The sequence below is a fragment of the Spongiibacter sp. UBA1325 genome (assembly GCF_002306875.1).
In the GTDB taxonomy this organism is placed as follows: Bacteria; Pseudomonadota; Gammaproteobacteria; order Pseudomonadales; family Spongiibacteraceae; genus Spongiibacter; species Spongiibacter marinus.
This window is the reverse complement of record NZ_DBTD01000009.1, coordinates 639,051-659,834: the sequence shown is the minus strand read 5'-3', so window position 1 is coordinate 659,834 and position 20,784 is coordinate 639,051. Positions and strand designations below refer to the sequence as shown.

Sequence of the window (20,784 nt, the reverse complement as noted above, 5' to 3'; positions counted from 1 at the left end):
GATAAAAATCACAACAAAGGAAAAGACTATGGACGCCTCTCCCATTTTACTACCGGTGATCATCCTGGTGCTGTGGAGCATGGTTATGCTCAGCTGGATGGCCATGGCGCGACTCCCGGCAATGCGAAAAGCGCGCATGCCGCCCAGCACTGGCGAGCGCACCGCCGAGCTGGCAACCATGATGGACAAGCGCATTCAATGGAAGGCGGACAACTACAACCACCTAATGGAGCAACCGACCATCTTTTATGCCACGGCAATCGTGCTGGCTATGCTTGGCCAGGGCGATGGCATTAACCTGGCGCTCGCCTGGTTTTATGTGGCATGCCGTGTTGCCCACAGCATCGTGCAAAGCACCAGCAACGTGGTGATGCTGCGATTCAGTATTTTTGCGCTAAGCAGCCTGGCCGTGCTCGGCATGGCAGTGAATGCACTGTTGGCACTGATCTAATCAGCGCTTACGCATCATGCCCGCAGTATTTTTCAGCATAATTTTACGAAACCAGCGATAGGGCAGCAGGCGTTTTAGCATCACCAAACGCTTGCTGTCGTCGTGGGTAAGAATTTTAAACTGCTTCTCCTCCACCCCTCGAAATACCTTCTCGGCAATCTCGTCAGCGCTTACTTTCGCCTTGTTAACCAACTTCTGAGTTAATACCGTCGATGTCGGGTCTGAGGCGCGCAGCGATTCTGCCAAGTTGGTTCGAAAGAACGCCGGGCACACAACCGAAACGGCAATATTGTCGCTATCCAGCTCCAGGGTCAGCGTTTCCGATAACGCCACCACCGCCGCTTTGGTTGCACAGTAGGACGCCATTTTCGGTGGATGAATCACCCCTGCCAGCGACGCCACATTCACCAGGTGGCCACCGCCCTGCTGACGCAACAGCGGCGTGAACACCTTGCAACCGCGCACCACACCCAACACATTGATGTCCATTACCCACTGCCAGTCTTCCATGCTCTGCTCATCTATCGCACCGGCCGTGGCAACCCCAGCGTTGTTGATCACCACATCCACACCGGACCAGTGCTGGCGCAGCCAATCAGCGGCAGACTGCAGGTCGTCTTCGCGCTGCACATCGCAGTGCAAATATTGCGCGGTGGTAACCGCCTGAAGCGCTTGCAGGGTTTCTTCACCGCGCTCCTTATGGATATCGCCGATGCACACCCAGTAACCCGCCTGCGCATAGCGCTCGGCCAAGGCGCGCCCCAATCCCGATGCGCCGCCGGTAATAAATACGCGCGGAGCCTGCGTTGTCATACTTGCCATAGTGATCTCTGTGCCTCGCCTTAGGGTGTGTTGTATTTGGCAAATTCTAGTCGGGCAATCAAATTGCGGTGCACCGCATCTGGGCCGTCGGCGATGCGCAATACCCTTGCCATTGCAAACATGGATGCCAGCGGCGTGTCATTGCTTAGACCCGCTCCGCCATATAATTGAATGGCTTCATCCACGACATTTTGCAGCACATTGGGCGCGACCACCTTGATCGCAGAAATTTCGCTGAGCGCCGCCATGGCGCCGACCTGGTCGATCTTCCACGCGGCATATTGCGTGAGCAATCGGGCTTGGTCGATGGCAATTCTCAGGTCGGCAACACGCTCGGGGTTGGCGCCCAACTTAATCAGCGGCTTGCCAAAGGCCTGCCGCGACTGACCGCGCTTAATCATTAACTCCAATGCGCGTTCAGCGGCGCCAATGGCGCGCATACAGTGGTGAATACGTCCCGGCCCCAGTCGGCCCTGAGCAATTTCAAAACCGCGCCCCAAACCCAAAATCAAGTTGTCTTTAGGCACGCGAACATTGTCAAACCACACCTCGCCGTGACCGATAGGCTCATCAAAGCCGCCAAACACCGGCAGCATGCGTTTGATGGTCACGCCTGGCGTATTCATCGGTACCAACACCATGGAATGGCGACTGTGGCGCGCGGCATCGGGGTTGCTCAGCCCCATAAATACGCCGACTTCACAGCGCGGATCACCCACCCCTGTCGACCACCATTTTTTACCGTTGAGCACCAGCTCGTCGCCGTCTACCGCTATGGTGGCTTCCATATTGGTGGCATCGGAAGAGGCAACATCCGGTTCGGTCATAAAGAACACCGATCGAATTTCAGCATTCAGCAACGGGGTGAGCCAGCGGGCTTTTTGCGCCTCGCTGCCATACTTCCACAACACCTCCATATTGCCGGTGTCGGGCGCATTGCAGTTAAAGACTTCAGGCGCAAAATGCGAACGCCCCATTTGCTCGGCAAGCACCGCATATTCGCTTACTGACAGGCCGGCGCCGAATTCGGCATCGGGCAAAAACAGATTCCACAACCCAAGTTCGCGGGCTTTCTCCTTCAGTGCTTCCACCTGCGGCAACACCGACCACTGCCCCCAGTCACCGCCGTGTTTGCTAAGCAGCAACTCCGGCAGTACGGCCTCTTCAACGGGCATAATATGGTTATCAATGAAATGACGAACTTGGTCGCGCAAGTCCTGGGCACGAGGGCTGAGACTGAAATCCATGATCGGCTCCTTACGGGTTTAGCCAACCAGATTACGGCGACTCAAAACATCAGTCTAATTTATTTTATAAATCAGTTATTATTCTAATTATGAATGAATTGAGTGGCCGCCATGGACCTGAATCTCTTTCGCGTTTTTGACGCGATCTACCGCGCTGGCTCGTTAACGGAAGCCGCCCGCGACCTCCACCTAAGCCAACCGGCGGTGAGCAACGCCCTGTCGCGCCTGCGCGAACATTTTGACGACCCCCTGTTCATCAGGCGTGGTCGTAGCATCGCGCCAACGCCGGTCGCTGACGCCATCGCCGACGACATCCAATCCGCGCTGAGTTTGTTGCAAGACAGCGTGCACCGCGGGCAGCATTTTGAGCCAAGCGCCTCACAGCGGCGCTTTGTATTAGGTCTGGGCGACACCATGGAATTCCTGCTGCTGCCGCCACTGATCAAGCAACTTTCAGCAAGTGCACCCGGGCTTTCTTTGCACAGTCGGCGGCTGCGTCGGGATCAACTCAGCCGCCACCTCGCCCTTGGGGAGCTGTCATTAGCGGTGGATGTTCCCCAAACTGTCGACAGCAGTATTGAGCAGCGCCCCTTGCGCAGTGAGCCACTCTGCGTACTGATGCGTGCCGACCATCCACTGGCCGCGCACGCTCTCACCATGGAAGGCTACCTGCAGGCGCGACATATCGGTGTTTCCGGGCGGCGGGAGGGAGCGCTGTTTGAGGACATACAGTTACAGCAACAGGGCTTCAAACGTCAGGTGCAGGTACGCGGTCAGAGCTACCATGCAGCCTGCCACGTCGTGGCTGCATCATCGCTGCTGCTCACCCTTCCCCAGCAACTGGGTGAGCGCTACGCCGACTTGCTCGGCTTGGCGCTGCAACCCTTGCCTGTGCTTACCCCCACACTCGATATGACGCTCTACTGGCACCGCAGCGCCAACGCCGACGCGGGGCATCGCTGGCTACGCGAACAGCTCATCGCATTGGCGGCAACACTGTGAGCGTCCGCCGCCCTATGATAGCTAGTACTGCACCTGCAGACTTACTGTGAGACCAGCCAACTCGTAGTCGTCCCTGTCTAGCAAACTCGCATACTCGATATTGATGAGCGCTGGCGACTCAGTAAAAGAAACCTGCATACCCAAGCCGTAACTCAACCCACTCTTACCGCCATCACCTGGGGCGCCGCCATTTAGTTCAAACTTACTTTTACCGAGCAACGCATACGGATAGAGGCGATCCGAAAGAGGCATACCAGCGCGAAGGTAGGCACCCAACATATCATTAACGTCTACGCTGCTTCCTACGTTCGTGGTTTCCCCCTCTTCACCGACCAAATAACGTAGCTCAATTGCAAAATGCTCGTTTACGGGGAAACCCAACAAAGCACCGTAGGCAGCTAGATCACCGTCAAAATCACCAGCCTCGTAGAGTATGTGAGAGTAGATTGCACCAATATAGACGACAGGATCTTGCTCATTCGCCAACACTGGAGACGACAAAATACCCAAACAAACAAAAGGAGCGAATCCCTTCATAACAACAATCCTTATAGAAAAATTTGCACCATAGGGTAGCTGTTATAGTAGAGACAGCCATCTGGGGTAATACTTAGATCTGTAAGGCATCACTAGGCATACCTCAACTCGCCGCCGCAAGCTGGTTACGCCCGGCAGCCTTCGCGGCATAGAGTTGCGCATCGGCCAAGGCCAGTAGCGCATCCTCGCTACTATCAGGCCTGGGAGCCAAGCAGGCCAAACCCACACTGGCGGTGAGCACCGACGCTATTGGCGACGCTCGGTTTGGCAGGGCAAGCTGCTTGATCGCGGCATTCAACGGCTCGAGGAGTGCCCGCGCTTGCTCAATGGAGGTATTGCCCATCACCAGCGCAAACTCCTCGCCACCGTAGCGGGCGCAGATGTCTGTGGAGCGCTTTGCAAACTGGCTCAACAACTGCCCTACCTGCCTGAGGCAGTCATCCCCGGACTGGTGACCGTAGGTGTCGTTGACCAGTTTGAAATAGTCGATATCAATAATTGCCAGGCTAACAGGCAGCCCAAGGCGGGCGCAGCGCCGCCACTCATTGCGCAAAAACTCGTCAAAACACCGTCGATTCGCCACGCCAGTTAAACCATCCGAGCGGGCGAGCTTACTTACCAGCTCTTCAGCCTGCTTCCTCTCGGTAATATCTTGATGGGAAATGACAAAGTAACTGACGTCACAGAGAGAAAAACGCGTGACGCGCATCATGAACCAACGCGACTGCTCAGGACTGTCGCAGGGGTACTCCAGATAAAAATGGTTACGCTGACTGTTGATCAAATCGCGAATACCTGCCGCCGCGCGCCCCGCTAATTCGTCTCCCGATGCCGCCGAGCGGTCGCACACCGACAAGTAGTTTTGCCCCTTCCACTCGCAGTGGGGTGTGCAAGCGTTTTGCTCAGCAAACTGCCGCCAACGGCTGTTTACGTAGAGGATCAAACCAGTCTCGTCGATGACGGCGATATGCTCGCTCATCGTATCGAGGGTCATTTTCAGGAATTCATGCGACCGTTCCATGCCAACATCACCATTAAAGGACGTCCGTCGCATGCCACTTTTACCACTTACAACGGGCCTTTTAGGTTGCGGGCAAATTAATAACCGTTGTATTCGCATTAACCCCTAGCGCGAATCGTCAGAGGAGCTTTTCCTTCTCTAGCCGCTGGCTAACGCGACGACGAATCTCCGCAGATAGGCGTTCACCGTACTCTCGCCCCAGTTGACTGCTGCGCGCATTGATTGCCGGCGTGACGCGCAGCAGCGTTTTTCCCAGGTCACTACGATAAAACGTCAATAGCTCACGGAGCTGGGGGCCGGTCAATGCCTCAGTATAAATCTCGCGCATCGCATTGGCATAGGCATCGCTGGCAATGAGCTGGCTGTATATCACCGCATCAACCTCTTCTTTAACCACGCTGTTCGCCGCTGCGGGTAAATTCGGGTAACTGGCCCGCAACTGACGGGTCAGGCTGTCGTTAAACAGGCGGGAAAATTGGCTGGCGATGGTTGGCACTGACTGGCCCGTCAGCTCAAGCAAGCTATCAACCAGCGCGTGTTTTTCATCAGCAGATTGCGCATAACCCGGCATCGCGAACAGGCATGCGCACAACAATATAGCAGGTGTTTTCATTGGCAGTCTCATCAACGGTATTAGCGCCCAAGCATAACCGCTCAGCCTGCCAACGTCCCGCTGAGGTGCACAACACCGCCATCGCAGAGACTATGTCGCCACGCTGACAGCCGCCTCTAACACCTTCTCACCGCTGACAGAGTTCGCGATTAGGCAGGCTTTCTCAGATTTGTGCAGCAGGCGCTCAGCCACCTCCACACTGACGCCCTCCGGTATTTCCAGGCGAGCGCGGGTAACGAAACGCGTAAACCGGACAGCACCGTCGCTTTTCTCCAAAGTGCCATCCACCTCGCAGGACAGACTCAACCATTCAAGATGAGAGGCCCGGGCCACCGCCTTGAAGGTTAAAATAAAGCAATCGGCCATTGATGCCAGTAACAGCGTTTCCGGCGACCACTTGTCACCCGGGCCACCAAATTCAGCGGGCGGTGCCGATAGCAGGGTTTCCAGCCCGGCCGCGCTCAAGCTAACGTCTGAAGCCGCCTCGGCGCGACCACTGACCGTGTACAAATGGGGAAGTGCTTGCATAGGGGTTCTCCTTTCCAGGCAACCATTCAAACACAGCCCCTCACCAGCAAAACATGCGCTCGATCAAGAACGCCACCGCTTGTTAAAGATGTGACCCACTCAGCACCCCGACCAATATAGGGGTAAATACCTAGGTACATTCGTACTACCCCCTGTTCAAATCACAACTAAGACGCAACAAGCGCTGTCCGTGATATTTCTAGAGCGACACCTAGTGGTATCTCGCAGACAGGCGGTGTCGTGATCTCGCTCCGCTCAAAGTAATAATTAAGGATGAAGGGAGACTTCTCATGCCATTTAAAAAGATTAAAAACACGTTGGCCCTGAGCGTTGCGCTCGCGGCCTCTAGCGCGGGACACGCGCAAACCGCTCCTCTGCCACTGGACGCATTGACGGGCCTGTTGGGCAGCATTCCCGGCCTTAGCGCCCTGCCTCTGGATTCACTGGGTGGCGGCGGGCTGCCAGGGCTTGACGGCTTACCTGACGGCGGCCTCCCCGGGCTCGATGCTCTCGGTGGTGCCCCGGGCTTAGACGCCCTGTCACCCTTATTTGACGCCCTCGCTGGTCTTGGTGGCGGCGGCGCGCCAAGCCTGCCCGGTCTGGACGCTCTGCCTATTCCCGGCATGGGCGGTGGTAGCGGCGGTGCACCCGGACTGGACGCCTTAGCACCGTTGTTTGATGCCCTCGCTGGTCTTGGCGGTGGCGGCGCGCCAAGCCTGCCCGGCTTAGACGCTCTGCCTATTCCCGGCATGGGCGGCGGTAGCGGCGGCGCACCCGGACTGGATGCCTTAGCACCGTTGCTCGATGCCCTCGCTGGTCTTGGCGGTGGCGGCGCGCCAAGCCTGCCCGGCTTAGATGCTCTGCCTATTCCCGGCATGGGCGGCGGTAGCGGCGGCGCACCCGGACTGGATGCCTTAGCCCCCTTGTTCGATGCCCTTGCTGGCCTCGGCGGTGGCGGCGCGCCAAGCATTCCTGGCTTAGATGCCCTGCCTATCCCCGGCATGGACGGTGGTAGCGGCGGCGCACCCGGACTGGACGCCTTAGCCCCCTTGTTTGACGCCCTCGCTGGCCTCGGCGGTGGCGGTGCACCGAGCATTCCCGGTTTAGACGCTCTGCCTATCCCCGGCATGGGCGGCGGTAGCGGCGGCGCACCCGGACTGGACGCCTTAGCACCGTTGTTTGATGCCCTCGCCGGCCTCGGCGGTGGCGGCGCACCAAGCATTCCCGGTTTAGATGCTCTGCCTATCCCCGGCATGGGCGGCGGTAGCGGCGGCGCACCCGGACTGGATGCCCTGGCACCGCTGTTTGACGCCCTCGCTGGTCTTGGTGGCGGCGGCGCGCCAAGCATTCCTGGCTTAGATGCCCTGCCTATCCCCGGAATGGGCGGCGGTAGCGGCGGCGCACCCGGACTGGACGCTTTAGCACCCTTGTTTGATGCCCTCGCTGGCCTCGGCGGTGGCGGCGCACCAAGCATTCCCGGTTTAGATGCTCTGCCTATTCCGGGCATGGGCGGCGGTAGCGGTGGCATCCCACCCCAGTTCCAAGGCTTTGTTGATTACTTTAGCCCCGCGAAGATCGAGAGCATTGTCGTTGCCCTACAGGACTTTGGTACCGCAATCGCTGCTGATCCGCAGTCATTAGCGGGCTTTCAGGACACCTTGGGGCCAGATTTGGTATTCACGCTGATTCCGGTGGTAGGTGTAATGGCCGACGACCCAGCCTCTGTACCGGCTTACTTTACTGAAGGCGGAACTTTGCTGAATCCACAAATCACATTGTTGCCACCCATCCCGTTCATTACTGCGGAACTGGCAATGTAAGTTGTACTTGTTCGTCCTCCAGACGTACGAGATTTGCGCGGCTTAAGCCGCGCTTTTTTTTTGCCGTCGCGCTTAATCTTCTCGAATGATCAGTCCATGCTGAGTGGTCAGAGACCCATCCAACTCAACAACCGCTGTCTCAGCACCGTGATTTAGCGAGCAATTCACAACCGGCACAACGTCCTGAAAAAGCGGCCTGCGCACAAACCACAGACGACCGCCAAAATCCTCAACCCGGCGAATGGTCAGCAGTTGCAACTCAGAAAGTAGCTCTTCGAGATTATCGGGAATGGGAGCTTGGGTTTGACGTCGTTCAGCACTCATCACAATAACCGCTCTAGATTGGGATACACATCATTCCCGCCCACAATCAGTAAGCAGGGAAGGGGCTTTCTCCTCAATATAGAGAAAAACCCGCACTTACCCTCTCGCGAGTTGTACTTAGCTCTATTTCGCTTTTCGTCTGCGGGCCTCGAAGGCCCTAAAATTGATAGCTCAAGCGAACACCATATTCACGCGGGTCGCCGACATACAGAGCATCAATACCTAACGACGGACTATTAAAGCGATCGGTAATATAAAACTCATCGGTCAAATTCTCACCGAAGAGCTCTATGCCATAGCGCTCTCCGCGATAGCCTAGCCGTGCGCCCAAGAGCCGCCGCGAATCGGCTTTCAAGCCGGCGGTGTTTTCACGGTCGGTGTAGCTGTCAGCAGCATAGGCCCAATTGATATTGGCGAAGTAGCCATTTTGTTGCCAGGCAAGCCCAATATTGGCATTTCGTAATGGCGCATTGGGAAAGCGATTACCCGCAAAATCGACGCCATCATCTTCGTATTCAGTGAACGCCGTGCTTACATAGCCAGCGCCGCCGAACAGACTGAAACCACGCCCCAGCTCGCCACTGAATTCCAGCTCAACGCCTTCAGACTGCGCCTCACCAGCATTGTCAGTGCGAAAATTCGCCGCATCAACACGCACACCAATCTGCATATCGCGATAGTCGATACGAAAGACTGTCAGCTGCGCCTGCCACCGCGCGCCCCGCCACTTCACACCAAGGTCATAATTATTGGTGTACTCGGGGCCATAACTCGGCGACTCGCCATCGCTGACAAAATCTACCGAGCCAGCGCGATACCCCTGGCTGGCAGCAACAAAGGCGGTCACGGCGTCATTAAGATCGTAGCTCAGTGCCACCTTTGGCAAAAACACAGAGTCGCTGCTCGGCGCCTGTGCATCACTGTCCAACAACGGTTTTAAAAGCGGGCTGAGATCACCGGGCAGCGTTGTACCGGTAATCGGGTCGACGGGGCGAGCCCCCTTAACAATAAAGGCACTACGACTGTCCGCGTCATTCTCTTCGTAGCGCATGCCCAGCGTTAGCGTCCAGTCGAAGGCAAAGTCCCAATCAGCCTCGGCATAAATGGCCTGGGTGTCAGCCTCCCGCTCAGCGACCAAGTCTGCATCAGCCCGCGCCCGGATTCCCGCACCGAGCTCATAGGGCAGATCGACACTTGCCGAGTTTCCCTGTAATTCATCTTTGGCGAGATAGGCGCCAACAACGCCCTTCAGGGTGTCACCCTGGTATCGCAAACGCAGTTCAGCTGCTCGGTTTTCAGCCTCGACGGAATTGATGAAATAGCCACCATCCTCAGCCGAAATATCATAGTCGCCCTTGCGAATATTATCGTTGTTGCTGCCGCTCACAATCAGGCTGAGGCGAAGCGCCGCATTAATATCCACGTGCTGGGTGAGCACAGCCAGCGTGCTATTGTCATCATAGAAGCCATCAACATCATCGCTGGCCTGCCCTTTGCGCGCCAAGTCCGGCGACTGGTATTCGTTGCCCTCGCGTAACTTACTGTCCTGCAGGGTGAACTCGAAGGAATACCAATCGCTGCCAGCCCAGCCCAGTTTGAAGCGCTGCATATAGCGTTTACGCGCCTGCCACTTGTCATCGCCTAAGGTGATATTGGTCACCTCGCCGTCGGTTTGATTGGTTTCGGCCGCGTAGCGAAATGCCAGGTCACCCACTATTGGGCCGCCCACCGCGACACCGGCTTCGCGACCACCGTAATTCGCTGCCCCTACCTTAAGCTTGCCCGAATAGGCTTCACTGGATGGCGACTCACTCTGGATCACGACCGCCCCCGCCAATGAACCAGGGCCGAAAGCCGTGGATTGGGGGCCGCGATAAAATTCCACCTGCTTCACGTCCCAGGTATTTCCCACCCCCCGACCGGGCTGGCGAGCGCCATCAATGAAGATACTTACTGTCGGCCGCCCTGTACCACCCGGGCCAATGCCCTCATTGGAAATACCGCGGACAGAGAATTTGTCCTCTCTTGCGGCATTCAAATTTGGGCTTCGTAATAGCAAGTCGTAGAGATCGCGCACATTCATGGCTTCAATAGTGTCGGCAGAAACAATACTGACGCTGCCAACAGTATCCAGGCTGCTGCGCTGCATTGGGTCACCTGTAACCAGGATCTCCTCAAGTTTTGGTGGGCTGGCAGCTGACTCTGTGCCCTGTGCCATAACGGCGGAGCTGGCAATAACAAGCGCGACACCCCGCAGCATAGCGGCGCGGGCAGAGAAGAAAGGTGACATTAGGGATTCCACAGCAGATGGTTAATGATAAGCATTATCATATAACTATTGCACAGGAACAAGCGTGCTGAGCACGATGTGAGACAAGCAGGTCATATGCCAGGGCCTCGCCTGTTAAGACGTGGGCTGTTAGACGCCGCCCAGAACCTGGCTGCGGAAAAACCCCCAGACAATCGCGGCAACACCGCCGACTTCACCCACTATCAGCAGCGCCATGCCCCAGGTGGTAATGAAGTTGCGCTGCTTAAATTGATTCTTCTCCCGGCCTTGAATGCCAAGCTGAAAATACCGGGCTATGGCGGTGGCGAAAAAGAACAGCGGTACCGCGGTAATCCACAACTGTAGCGTCGCGGAATAGGGGCTGTATTTGAGCAACGCCGCCATCACCAAGGCAGTGAAGCTGTACATTAGCGCAGCGCGGTGAGCGATATCGATATAGGGATGAGCACGATGCCCCGGCCGGGTCATAATGCCGTGGTATTTAAGCACTCCGCCGACCAGGCCAGCCAACAAGAACAAACCCGACGACGCCAGCGCCAATGTTACTGCCTGTGTCATGGTCACCTCGAAACAGATGCCTGCTCTGCGCAGATATAAAAAAGCCGCGCTGGGCGCGACTCTAATATCAGCTGATTAGCTCAGCGGGTAGTGCTCGGGATAGGGCAGCAGAGCAACACCACTGTCGACAGCCGCGCGGGCCACCGCTGCGGCTACCGAACCCAGCAAGCGCCGATCCACCGGCTTGGGAATAATATAATTCGGGCCAAAGCTCAGCTCACCACACTGGCAAGCATCGACCACCACTTGTGGTACGTCTTCTTTGGCGAGCTCACGAATGGCGTGAACTGCGGCCACTTTCATCGCTTCATTAATCTCCGTAGCACGCACATCCAACGCACCGCGGAAGATAAATGGGAAACCCAAAACGTTATTAACCTGATTGGGATAATCAGAGCGCCCAGTCGCCATAATCAAGTCGTCGCGCACACTCATCGCCAGCTCTGGTGAAATCTCTGGGTCAGGGTTTGAACAAGCGAATACGATCGGCTTGGCAGCCATACTGCGCAGCATGTCTTCGCTCAGCAGGTTGGCGCCAGACAGACCGACAAAGACATCGGCACCGTCGATCGCCTCTACCAGGGTCTTGGGACCGGCGCCGTTGGCAAACTCTTCTTTATATTCGTTTAAGCCCTCACGGCCCGGCGTGATAACGCCGCGGCGGTCGATCATAAACAGGTTTTCGTATTTCGCACCCAGGCTGATCAGCAAGCGCATGCAGGCAATGGCCGCCGAGCCCGCGCCCAAGCAAACGATGCGCGCACTCTCGATGGATTTACCTTGAATCTCCAGAGCGTTCAGCATTCCCGCCGCCGTCACAATGGCGGTGCCGTGCTGATCGTCGTGGAAAACCGGAATATTGCATTGCTCAATCAGAATCCGCTCAATCTCAAAGCACTCAGGCGCTTTAATATCTTCCAGATTGATGCCGCCAAAGGTATCGGCAATACGGCGCACGGTATCAATGAAGGCTTGAGAGTCTTCTGCGTCCACCTCGATATCAATGGAATCGATGTCGGCAAAACGCTTAAACAGCAGCGCCTTGCCTTCCATTACCGGCTTGCTGGCGGCAGGGCCCAAATCACCCAAACCGAGAATTGCACTGCCATTGGAGATAACCGCGACCAGGTTGCCCTTACTGGTGTACTTGTATGCGTTGAGCGGGTCCTTGGCGATCTCGCGCACCGGCTCAGCCACGCCTGGGCTGTAGGCCAGCGAAAGATCGTATTGTGTTTCGGCGGGCTTGGTCAGGCTGATACCAATTTTGCCTGGCGAGGGGATCGAGTGGTAATCCAGAGCCGCCTGCTTAACATCTTTGGACATTGTCATGCTCTCGGTTTGTGCATTCCAGAAGGGCGAACGCGTAAAGGTGGTCAGGTGCGTTCATAAAGGCGTGAAAGCATATAGAAAACTGCCCCCACTCACAAGCCACGCCGTGGCCCAGTGCCCCGCTATCAGCGGGTTTCAAAGCAAGCCTGCAGGCGTAGTACCGCCTTGCGACTCACTAAAAAAAATGCCCAAGCGCTGGCGCCCGGGCATTTTTGCGATCATCAACGCCAGAGGTTGTGGCGCAAATGTAAGCAACTTAGCTTTTAACACCACCGCGGCTGCCGAAACGCTTGCGGAAGCGATCAACACGACCACCGGTATCCAGCATTTTCTGCTTACCAGTGTAGAAAGGGTGGCAGGCAGAACATACGTCTACGTGCAGGTCTTCCGCCAGGGTTGAGCGGGTTTGAAACTGGTTACCGCAGCTGCAGGTAACGTTAACATCTTCGTACTTTGGATGGATATCCGCTTTCATCATTAGATCCTCTTTGGACGCCGCCACCCGATCTCTTGCCGGGCACCGCGCTGGGCTGATGCGCTCAGTGGAAGCTGGGAAGAGCAGGGATTTGCGCCGACCAACTGAACAAAAAACCACCGAAAAACAGGCCGCGAATATTAGCAGAACTGGGCATATAAGCAAGCACTGCCCAGCACCGATTAGAATTATGCTCTCAACCCACTGCAGATTCTTATACACTGGCGGTTTTGCACAAGCCCATGCCATGGCCGACACTCTCGCATCCATCGCCATTCCCTGCCCCCTTAGACGCCGCTTCGACTACCTGTGGCCGGCGTCGTTGCAGCGCGACATACAGCCCGGCACACGGGTGAAGGTGCCCTTTGGGCGGCGCGACGTGATTGCCGTTGTCCTCGGCCCCACCGACAACACCGACGTCGATGCCAGCAAACTAAAAGCCGTCATTGAAGTGCTGGACGAGCAAGCCAGCTTATCCACGTCGCTGCTGGACTTGGGGAAATGGGCCGCACACTACTACCACCACCCCATTGGCGACTGCCTGCACCAAATGCTGCCTCTCGCGCTGCGGCGCAGCGCACCGCCGACGGCAGAGAACACCGCAGCGTGGCAGCTCCGTGCAAATGCCGATATTGCCAAACTCTCTCCGCGTGCTCACCAGCAACGCGCGCTGTTCAACGCCCTGTTGGAAAACGGCCCGTTAACGCGCGCAGACATCACTGCCCTGGGCTTTAGCGCCAGCATTGTGCGCGCCTTGCAGCAGCATGCCCTGATTGAAGAAGCCGAACCGTCCAGCACGCCCGCCCCCGCCGAGCAGGGCCCCACACTCAACAGCGAGCAAGCCGACGCCCTGCAACAAATTATTGATAGCGACGGCCAATTCGCCCGCTTTTTACTCGACGGCATCACTGGCAGCGGCAAAACCGAGGTGTATCTGCGAGCCATCGCCCACGCGCTGGCCAACGGCAAACAGACCTTGGTACTGGTGCCCGAAATTGGCCTCACCCCGCAGACCCTGCGCCGCTTCGAACAGCGTTTCCCCGGTCGCGTACGCAGCCTGCACTCCGGTTTAAGCGAGCGGCAACGCTGGCACAATTGGCAAGCCGCCCGCGAGGGCCGCGCCGACATTATTCTGGGTACGCGCTCAGCGGTATTTGCCGACCTGCCGCGCCTGGGCTTGGTCATCGTCGACGAAGAGCACGACAGCTCCTACAAACAGCAAGACGGCTGGCGCTATTCTGCCCGCGACATTGCCGTAAAGCGCGCAGCCGATAGCCAGTGTCCGGTTATCCTCGGTAGCGCCACCCCCAGCTTCGACAGCCTGCACAACGCCGACCTGGGTCGCTATCGGGTGTTGCGCTTACGCCAGCGCGCCGGCAACGCCTGCGAGGCACCAATACGGCTGCTCGATATTCGCCAGCAAGCCTTACAGCACGGTTTGAGCGATGCCTTGCTCAGCGCCGTCGCCAACAATTTGCGCGCCGGCAACCAAAGCCTGCTGTTTCTCAACCGCCGCGGTTTCGCCCCCACCCTGCAATGCCATTGCTGCGGCTGGATTGCCGACTGCCACGCCTGCGACGCGCGCATGACCGTTCACTACAAGCGCCGCCAATTGCGCTGCCACCACTGCGAAGCCGTTCGCGCCATGCCAGCCAGTTGCCCGGACTGTGGCAACAGCCAGTGGATCTACGACGGTCCCGGCACCGAGCGCCTGGAAATGTTTCTAAACCAACACTTTGACGCCCCGGTGTTGAGGATCGACCGCGACACCACCGCCGGGCGCGACAGCATGGCCGAACTCGTTAAAGAGGTGAATAAGGGTGAACCCTGCATTTTGGTCGGCACCCAAATGCTCGCCAAGGGCCACCACTTCCCCGCCGTGACACTGGTCGGCATCGTCGATATGGACGCCGGTCTGTTCAGCGCTGACTACCGCGCCACCGAAAACAGCGCCCAACTTCTGCTGCAGGTCGCCGGACGTGCCGGACGCGCAGACCGGCCCGGCGAAGTATTGCTGCAAACTCACTGCCCCGCTCATCCCGCCTTACAGAGCCTGAGCCAACACGGCTATCGCGACTTTGCCGCCGCACAGCTGGCAGAACGGCGCCTGCTCGACCTGCCACCTTACACCTTCAGTGCGGTGATTCGCTGCGATGCACCGCAGCTGCAGGATGCCGAGCAGTTTTTGCAGCAGCTGCGCAACTCCCTGCAGCCGCCCGCACCCGGCTGGCAACTTCTCGGGCCCCTGCCCGCGCCCATGGCCCGCCGCGCGGGCCGCTTCCGCGCCTCACTTATTCTGCAAGCCAGCGAGCGCCGCACCTTGCATCAGCAGTTGGCAGTGGCCTGTAATGTGGCAGAATCCCTCAGTAAGCGCGGCCAATTGCGCTGGTCGGTCGACGTCGACCCCATCGAGATGTTCTGATGGTGGCGGCCGACGCCTGAAACAGCGATAATACGCGGCCCCAAAATTCCCCATATTCAAGAGAGTTCGAATTCGACATGAAAGATATCGTCGCCACGTTGATTGATCAGGCGCTCACAACCCTGCGCAGCACTGCCGAATGGCCCGAAGATCTTCAGCCGTCAATTCAACTCGAGCGCTGCAAAGACAAGGCCCATGGCGACCTCGCCTGCAACGTCGCAATGATGCTGGCCAAACCACTGCGCAGTAACCCCCGCGCCATTGCCCAGCAAATTGTCGACGCCCTGCCCGCCAGCGACGACGTGGTAAAAGTGGAAATCGCCGGCCCCGGCTTTATCAACTTCTTTATGAATGAAGCCGCCAACTTCCGCGTGATCAAAGACATCTTTGCCAAGGGCGAGCAATTCGGTCGCGGCGACGCGAAAAACCAGCGCATCCAGGTAGAATTTGTGTCCGCCAACCCCACCGGGCCACTGCACGTTGGCCACGGTCGCGGCGCCGCCTATGGCGCCAGTGTTGCCGACATGCTCGCTGCCGCAGGCTACGACGTGCAGCGCGAATACTACGTGAACGATGCCGGCCGCCAGATGGACATCCTCGGCACCAGCGTATGGCTGCGCTACCTGCAAGCCTGCGGTGAAACCCTCACCTTCCCCAGCAATGGCTACCAAGGTGATTACATTGCCGACTACGGCCGCGAGCTGCACGCCAGCCACGGCGACCAGTTAATGCGCAGCGCAGCGGACGTTTTTGACGGCGTTTGCGCCGATGAACCCGCAGGCGGCGATAAAGAAAAGCATATTGACGACCTGATCAATCGCGCCAAAACCCTGCTCGGCGACGACTACCGCGTTGTCTTCGACAAAGGCCTGGACGCCATATTGGGCGATATTCGCGAAGACCTCGGCGAATTCGGTGTGCACTATCAGGAGTGGTTTTCCGAGCGCAGCCTGACTGCCGACCCCGACCAAGTCAGCCGCGCCATCGCCCGCCTGCAAGACAACGGCTACATCGAAGAGCGCGACGGCGCCCTGTGGTTTTTGTCCACCCGCTTTGGCGACGACAAAGACCGCGTGGTAAAACGCGACAACGGCCAGACCACCTACTTCGCCTCCGACATCGCCTACCACCTGAACAAGTTTGAGCGCGGCTTTGATCGCGTGATCAACATTTGGGGCGCCGACCACCACGGCTATATCGCCCGCGTGAAGGCAGCGCTGCAAGCACTGGATATCGACCCAGAGCGATTGGTGGTAAGACTGGTGCAGTTTGTCTCGCTGTTTCGCGGCGACCAGCAGGTGCAAATGTCTACCCGCTCCGGCTCTTTCGTGACCCTGCGTGAATTGCGTGAAGATGTCGGCAATGACGCCGCGCGCTTCTTTTACATTATGCGCAAAGCCGATCAGGCCACCGACTTCGACCTGGAGCTGGCCAAGTCAGAAAGCAAAGACAACCCGGTTTACTACATTCAATACGCCCACGCTCGCGTGGCCAGCATCCTGCGCAAGCTGGAGCAAGAGGGCCAGCAGTGGACGCAGGAAGCGGGCCTTGCCCAGCTATCGCTGCTCGACAAAGACGTGGAAAAAGCCCTGTTGGTGAAGCTGGCACGCTACCCCGAGGTGCTGTCCAGCGCGGCGGAACAATTCGAGCCGCACAGCCTCGCCCACTACTTGCGCGAATTGGCCGGTGACTTCCACAGCTACTACAACGCCCACAAAATGCTCGGCGAAGACACCGCCCTGCGCGATGCGCGGCTGGCGCTGTCAGTCGCTGTACAACAAGTACTGCGCAACGGCCTGGGCCTACTTGGGGTTTCTGCCCCCGAGGAAATGTAAGCATGGCTGCGAAGAAGCGCCCAACACGCGGGGCCACCCGCAGCAAGGCGGCCAACAAGGGCATGCCTGCCTCCATTTTGCTGGGCACGGGCTTTATCGCCGGTATTCTCAGCACGGTGCTGGTTTTCAATGCCATTGGCGAGCGCGATACTGCCGGTGCAGCGGCCACCGCTCAGGCGGCCAAGCCAAAAGCGAGCAAACAAGCAGAAACCAGCAAGCCGGAAAACACCACCAAGTTCGACTTCTTCACGGTGCTGCCCGAGCGCGAGGTGATCGTTCCCGACGAAACCCCTGCACCAAAGCGCGAGAGCAAAGTCACCACCGCGAACGAAAAACCGCCGCGCCCCAACGAGAAAACCTTTCAGACTGGCGAGCGCTACATTCTTCAGGCGGGTTCTTTTCGCAGCAATGACGACGCCGACCGTCGTCGCGCGCAAATTTTACTGCTGGGGCTCGACGCCAAGGTGGAGTCCGTGCAGGCCAATGGCGACCTCTGGCACCGGGTTTACGTCGGCCCGTTCCAGACCCACAACACCCTCGCCAGTGCCCGCGCCAAACTGATCGGCGAAGCCATCGACACCCTGGTCATTCGCCAGAAGACCACCCCGTAAAACGATCCCCGCGCTGCCTTGAAAATTGCAGCGCCGCCCCCATAACTATTTTCTCGAGCCGCTCCACATGGGGCGGCGCGCCTGTTCACATATCTAAAAGGAGTCCCGCGTGGAACAGTTTCGCGGCACCACTATTCTTTCTGTTCGCCGAGGCAATCAAGTGGTTGTTGGCGGCGACGGCCAAGTTACCATGGGCAACACCGTAATGAAGGGCAATGCCCGCAAGGTACGGCGCCTGTACAAAGACCAAGTGCTGGCGGGATTCGCTGGCGGCACCGCCGATGCCTTCACCCTGTTCGAATTATTTGAAGCCCAGCTCGAAAAGCACCAGGGCAAACTCGTTAAGGCGGCTGTGGAGCTGGCCAAAGCCTGGCGCAGCGAGCGCTCGTTGCGCCAACTCGAAGCCCTGCTGATTGTGGCCGACAAAGAAACCACGCTGGTGATTAGTGGTAACGGCGACGTGATTGAGCCAGAAGACAATATGATCGCCATTGGCAGTGGCGGCTCCTTCGCCACCGCCGCCGCCCGCGCACTGATGGACAACACCGAACTCGGCGCCCAAGACATTGTAGAAAAAGGCCTGAACATCGCCGGCGATATCTGCATCTACACCAACCACAACCGCCGCATCGAAGTCCTCGATTACTGATCCGAACACCTGACACGCTCGCCGATGCGGGCGACTGGAGCCACCATGTCACAAATGACACCCCGTGAAATCGTCCACGAGCTGGACAAGCACATTGTCGGTCAACACGATGCCAAGCGCGCCGTTGCCATCGCGCTGCGCAACCGCTGGCGCCGCATGCAATTGGCGGAAGACCTCCGCGCTGAAATCACGCCAAAAAATATTCTAATGATCGGCCCAACCGGCGTCGGTAAAACTGAAATTGCCCGCCGCCTGGCCAAACTGGCCAATGCCCCGTTTATCAAGGTGGAAGCCACCAAGTTTACCGAAGTGGGTTATGTCGGCCGCGACGTTGAGTCCATTATTCGCGACCTGGTCGACGTATCCCTGAAGTTGCACCGCGAACAAGCCATGGAGCAAGTGGCCCACCGCGCTCAGGACGCCACTGAAGAGCGCATCCTGGACGCCCTGCTGCCACCCGCTCGCGGCGAGCAAAGTGAGGAAGAGCGCAACAGCAGCACCCGGCAAATCTTCCGTAAAAAATTGCGCGAAGGCGAACTCGACGACAAAGAAATCGATGTCGAAGTCAGCAGCGCGCCGGTCGGGGTAGAGATTATGGCGCCCCCCGGCATGGAAGAAATGACCAGCCAATTGCAGGGCATGTTTTCCAAAATGGGCGGTGACCGCAAAAAGACCCGCCGCCTCACCGTGAAGGCCGCCTATAAACAAATTCAAGACGAAGAAGCCGCCAAGCTCATCAACGAAGAAGAGCTGAAGACCCGCGCGATCGAAGCAGCGGAGCAAAACGGCATTGTCTTTATCGACGAAATCGACAAAGTTGCCAAACGCCAGGAGTCCGGCGGCGCCGATGTGAGCCGCGAAGGTGTGCAGCGCGACCTGCTGCCACTGATCGAGGGCTGCACCGTCAGCACCAAACACGGCATGATCCGCAGCGACCACATTCTGTTCGTCGCCTCCGGCGCCTTCCACCTGAGCAAGCCCTCAGACCTCATTCCCGAATTGCAGGGTCGTCTGCCTATTCGCGTGGAACTCGAAGCCCTCACCCCCGACGACTTTGAGCGTATCCTCACCGAACCCCGCGCCTCTCTGACTGAGCAATACCAAGCCCTGCTCGCCACCGAGGGCCTGCATGTGAGCTTCAGCCAAGACGGCATCCGCCGCATCGCCGAAACCGCATGGGAAGTGAATGAGCGCACTGAGAACATTGGCGCGCGTCGTCTGCACACCGTGATGGAACGCTTACTGGAAGACGTTTCGTTTAGCGCCGGCGACCGGGCGGAGCCGCTGAACATCGACGCTGACTACGTCAATCAACAACTTGGCGAACTGGCCAAAGACGAAGACCTAAGCCAGTTTATTCTGTAAGCCAAACGGAGCACGCCACATGGCGTGCTCCTCTCTAATCTGCGAACCCGCATGCTCTTTAATCATTGATAACGCCTGCAGGACATCTGCCTTGTTACCGCGAGGAACAACGGTAGGAGCGGGCCTGACCGCTACAAACCTCGCGCGATGCCTGTCACTCACACGAAAAACCCCGCTACGCCTCCACCTCATACAAGCGATATTCAACCTGGCCCGCGGTTTTATGCTTTACCACCCGCCAGCTTGACGGCACCGTCACGGGCTCGCCTTTGGCGGTTTCCACATAGACCAGGGCACCCTCGTCCAGGCGGTCTTCCAGCGCATCGATTGCTGGCATCAGCAAGTCTTTATTAAAAGGGGGGTCGAGAAACACGATATGCCAACCGCGCTCAGCGCCGGTTAAAAACTGTTCAGCGCTGGTAGCGGCCACGTCGGCATCGCGACAAGCCAGCGTCTGTAAATGTTGGCGAATTTGCTGCGCGGTGGCACGGTCTTTCTCGACAAAGTGGCAGTGCGCAGCCCCCCGCGACAAGGCCTCCAAACCCAGTGCACCCGAGCCGGCAAACAAGTCCAGGCAACGCGCGCCGGCAACGTAGGGAGCCAGCCAGTTAAACACCGTTTCACGTATGCGGTCACTGCTCGGACGCAGGCCCTCAGCGCTGGTAAAGTGCAGCTTCCGACTGCGCCACTGGCCGCCAATAATGCGCACCACACCCGCAGCACCTTGGCGTGGCGTCACCTGTGCCGAGCGATCACGTTTGGAACGAGGGGCCATAAGGGGATCCTGAAGTATAAAACCGCGCCACGACATTACTCAGTGACGGCCGAGAAGTGGTAGGATACGGCTTTTCTTTTCCCTGTAAACCAGACCCTGCAACCAGAGCC

Annotated in this window: 20 protein-coding genes; 8 read left to right on the top strand and 12 right to left on the bottom strand. The window is 57.9% G+C overall.

All coding sequences use genetic code 11. The annotated features are described in order from the left end of the window. The first annotated feature begins 28 nt into the window (after positions 1-28). Positions 29-451: an MAPEG family protein gene (locus B3K78_RS11585; RefSeq protein ID WP_286695590.1), complete on the top strand. Its 423-nt coding sequence runs from the start codon at positions 29-31 to the stop codon at positions 449-451. Here the strand turns inward: B3K78_RS11585 and B3K78_RS11580 are convergent, their stop codons facing one another. Both B3K78_RS11580 and B3K78_RS11575 read right to left on the bottom strand, forming a co-directional pair. Beyond that, positions 452-1,273: an SDR family oxidoreductase gene (locus B3K78_RS11580; RefSeq protein ID WP_286695589.1), complete on the bottom strand. Its 822-nt coding sequence runs from the start codon at positions 1,271-1,273 to the stop codon at positions 452-454. A 20-nt stretch (positions 1,274-1,293) separates the two neighbouring features. After that, positions 1,294-2,520 carry an acyl-CoA dehydrogenase family protein gene (locus B3K78_RS11575; RefSeq protein ID WP_027875154.1) on the bottom strand — a complete coding sequence of 409 codons (1,227 nt, stop codon included), beginning with the start codon at positions 2,518-2,520 and terminating at the stop codon, positions 1,294-1,296. A 111-nt stretch (positions 2,521-2,631) separates the two neighbouring features. Here B3K78_RS11575 and B3K78_RS11570 point away from each other — a divergent pair, with 111 nt between their 5' ends. Further along, positions 2,632-3,522 carry a LysR family transcriptional regulator gene (locus B3K78_RS11570; protein WP_204996075.1) on the top strand — a complete coding sequence of 297 codons (891 nt, stop codon included), beginning with the start codon at positions 2,632-2,634 and terminating at the stop codon, positions 3,520-3,522. 21 nt (positions 3,523-3,543) lie between these two features. Here the strand turns inward: B3K78_RS11570 and B3K78_RS11565 are convergent, their stop codons facing one another. The 4 genes from B3K78_RS11565 to B3K78_RS11550 form a co-directional block, all read right to left on the bottom strand. Next, a complete protein-coding gene (locus B3K78_RS11565) occupies positions 3,544-4,059 on the bottom strand; it encodes a porin family protein (protein WP_286695588.1) in 516 nt (171 codons plus the stop codon). 103 nt (positions 4,060-4,162) lie between these two features. After that, entirely contained in the window at positions 4,163-5,080 is a 918-nt protein-coding gene (locus B3K78_RS11560; protein ID WP_286695587.1) for a sensor domain-containing diguanylate cyclase, read from the bottom strand. A gap of 118 nt (positions 5,081-5,198) precedes the next feature. Continuing rightward, the gene (locus B3K78_RS11555; RefSeq protein ID WP_286695586.1) at positions 5,199-5,693 is read right to left on the bottom strand and encodes a DUF2059 domain-containing protein; all 495 of its coding nucleotides are present in this window, start codon (positions 5,691-5,693) and stop codon (positions 5,199-5,201) included. A gap of 90 nt (positions 5,694-5,783) precedes the next feature. Beyond that, entirely contained in the window at positions 5,784-6,221 is a 438-nt protein-coding gene (locus tag B3K78_RS11550; RefSeq protein WP_286695585.1) for an OsmC family protein, read from the bottom strand. Between the two features lie 290 nt (positions 6,222-6,511). Between B3K78_RS11550 and B3K78_RS11545 the strand changes: the two genes are divergently transcribed. Then, positions 6,512-8,041, top strand: coding sequence for a hypothetical protein (locus B3K78_RS11545; RefSeq protein WP_286695584.1), 1,530 nt, complete (start codon positions 6,512-6,514; stop codon positions 8,039-8,041). 72 nt (positions 8,042-8,113) lie between these two features. Here B3K78_RS11545 and B3K78_RS11540 read toward each other — a convergent pair whose 3' ends face one another. The 5 genes from B3K78_RS11540 to rpmE all read right to left on the bottom strand — a co-directional run bounded on the left by B3K78_RS11540 (position 8,114) and on the right by rpmE (position 13,017). Next, positions 8,114-8,365: a hypothetical protein gene (locus B3K78_RS11540; protein ID WP_204997202.1), complete on the bottom strand. Its 252-nt coding sequence runs from the start codon at positions 8,363-8,365 to the stop codon at positions 8,114-8,116. Between the two features lie 157 nt (positions 8,366-8,522). Continuing rightward, on the bottom strand, positions 8,523-10,655 hold the full coding sequence (locus B3K78_RS11535) for a TonB-dependent receptor (RefSeq protein ID WP_286695583.1): 2,133 nt from the start codon (positions 10,653-10,655) through the stop codon (positions 8,523-8,525). 129 nt (positions 10,656-10,784) lie between these two features. Then, positions 10,785-11,213 (bottom strand): hypothetical protein, encoded by a 429-nt coding sequence (locus B3K78_RS11530; protein WP_286695582.1) that lies wholly within the window; start codon positions 11,211-11,213, stop codon positions 10,785-10,787. A gap of 75 nt (positions 11,214-11,288) precedes the next feature. Next, positions 11,289-12,536: a malic enzyme-like NAD(P)-binding protein gene (locus B3K78_RS11525; protein WP_204997199.1), complete on the bottom strand. Its 1,248-nt coding sequence runs from the start codon at positions 12,534-12,536 to the stop codon at positions 11,289-11,291. Between the two features lie 262 nt (positions 12,537-12,798). Then, entirely contained in the window at positions 12,799-13,017 is a 219-nt protein-coding gene (gene rpmE, locus B3K78_RS11520) for a 50S ribosomal protein L31 (protein ID WP_204997209.1), read from the bottom strand. A gap of 247 nt (positions 13,018-13,264) precedes the next feature. On the opposite strand from rpmE, the gene B3K78_RS11515 reads away from it, so the two are divergent. The 5 genes from B3K78_RS11515 to hslU all read left to right on the top strand — a co-directional run bounded on the left by B3K78_RS11515 (position 13,265) and on the right by hslU (position 19,899). Then, positions 13,265-15,439 carry a primosomal protein N' gene (locus B3K78_RS11515; RefSeq protein ID WP_286695581.1) on the top strand — a complete coding sequence of 725 codons (2,175 nt, stop codon included), beginning with the start codon at positions 13,265-13,267 and terminating at the stop codon, positions 15,437-15,439. 77 nt (positions 15,440-15,516) lie between these two features. After that, positions 15,517-17,274: an arginine--tRNA ligase gene (gene argS / locus B3K78_RS11510; protein WP_286695580.1), complete on the top strand. Its 1,758-nt coding sequence runs from the start codon at positions 15,517-15,519 to the stop codon at positions 17,272-17,274. A 2-nt stretch (positions 17,275-17,276) separates the two neighbouring features. Continuing rightward, positions 17,277-17,885: an SPOR domain-containing protein gene (locus B3K78_RS11505; RefSeq protein WP_286695579.1), complete on the top strand. Its 609-nt coding sequence runs from the start codon at positions 17,277-17,279 to the stop codon at positions 17,883-17,885. 109 nt (positions 17,886-17,994) lie between these two features. Beyond that, on the top strand, positions 17,995-18,534 hold the full coding sequence (hslV, locus tag B3K78_RS11500) for an ATP-dependent protease subunit HslV (protein ID WP_027875167.1): 540 nt from the start codon (positions 17,995-17,997) through the stop codon (positions 18,532-18,534). 45 nt (positions 18,535-18,579) lie between these two features. Then, positions 18,580-19,899 carry an ATP-dependent protease ATPase subunit HslU gene (gene hslU, locus B3K78_RS11495; RefSeq protein ID WP_286695578.1) on the top strand — a complete coding sequence of 440 codons (1,320 nt, stop codon included), beginning with the start codon at positions 18,580-18,582 and terminating at the stop codon, positions 19,897-19,899. Positions 19,900-20,074: 175 nt separating this feature from the next. Here the strand turns inward: hslU and rsmD are convergent, their stop codons facing one another. After that, positions 20,075-20,674, bottom strand: coding sequence for a 16S rRNA (guanine(966)-N(2))-methyltransferase RsmD (gene rsmD / locus B3K78_RS11490; RefSeq protein WP_286695577.1), 600 nt, complete (start codon positions 20,672-20,674; stop codon positions 20,075-20,077). Between the last annotated feature and the right edge of the window lie 110 nt (positions 20,675-20,784).

Coding starts and splice junctions, on each gene's coding strand:
- hslU (WP_286695578.1), top strand. CDS start 18,580: ATGTCACAAATGACACCCCGTGAAATCGTCCACGAGCTGGACAAGCAC.
- B3K78_RS11550 (WP_286695585.1), bottom strand. CDS start 6,221: ATGCAAGCACTTCCCCATTTGTACACGGTCAGTGGTCGCGCCGAGGCG.
- B3K78_RS11540 (WP_204997202.1), bottom strand. CDS start 8,365: ATGAGTGCTGAACGACGTCAAACCCAAGCTCCCATTCCCGATAATCTC.
- rsmD (WP_286695577.1), bottom strand. CDS start 20,674: ATGGCCCCTCGTTCCAAACGTGATCGCTCGGCACAGGTGACGCCACGC.
- B3K78_RS11565 (WP_286695588.1), bottom strand. CDS start 4,059: ATGAAGGGATTCGCTCCTTTTGTTTGTTTGGGTATTTTGTCGTCTCCA.
- B3K78_RS11515 (WP_286695581.1), top strand. CDS start 13,265: ATGGCCGACACTCTCGCATCCATCGCCATTCCCTGCCCCCTTAGACGC.
- B3K78_RS11535 (WP_286695583.1), bottom strand. CDS start 10,655: ATGTCACCTTTCTTCTCTGCCCGCGCCGCTATGCTGCGGGGTGTCGCG.
- B3K78_RS11585 (WP_286695590.1), top strand. CDS start 29: ATGGACGCCTCTCCCATTTTACTACCGGTGATCATCCTGGTGCTGTGG.
- B3K78_RS11560 (WP_286695587.1), bottom strand. CDS start 5,080: ATGGAACGGTCGCATGAATTCCTGAAAATGACCCTCGATACGATGAGC.
- rpmE (WP_204997209.1), bottom strand. CDS start 13,017: ATGAAAGCGGATATCCATCCAAAGTACGAAGATGTTAACGTTACCTGC.
- B3K78_RS11580 (WP_286695589.1), bottom strand. CDS start 1,273: ATGGCAAGTATGACAACGCAGGCTCCGCGCGTATTTATTACCGGCGGC.
- B3K78_RS11575 (WP_027875154.1), bottom strand. CDS start 2,520: ATGGATTTCAGTCTCAGCCCTCGTGCCCAGGACTTGCGCGACCAAGTT.
- B3K78_RS11555 (WP_286695586.1), bottom strand. CDS start 5,693: ATGAAAACACCTGCTATATTGTTGTGCGCATGCCTGTTCGCGATGCCG.
- B3K78_RS11525 (WP_204997199.1), bottom strand. CDS start 12,536: ATGTCCAAAGATGTTAAGCAGGCGGCTCTGGATTACCACTCGATCCCC.
- B3K78_RS11505 (WP_286695579.1), top strand. CDS start 17,277: ATGGCTGCGAAGAAGCGCCCAACACGCGGGGCCACCCGCAGCAAGGCG.
- argS (WP_286695580.1), top strand. CDS start 15,517: ATGAAAGATATCGTCGCCACGTTGATTGATCAGGCGCTCACAACCCTG.
- B3K78_RS11570 (WP_204996075.1), top strand. CDS start 2,632: ATGGACCTGAATCTCTTTCGCGTTTTTGACGCGATCTACCGCGCTGGC.
- B3K78_RS11530 (WP_286695582.1), bottom strand. CDS start 11,213: ATGACACAGGCAGTAACATTGGCGCTGGCGTCGTCGGGTTTGTTCTTG.
- B3K78_RS11545 (WP_286695584.1), top strand. CDS start 6,512: ATGCCATTTAAAAAGATTAAAAACACGTTGGCCCTGAGCGTTGCGCTC.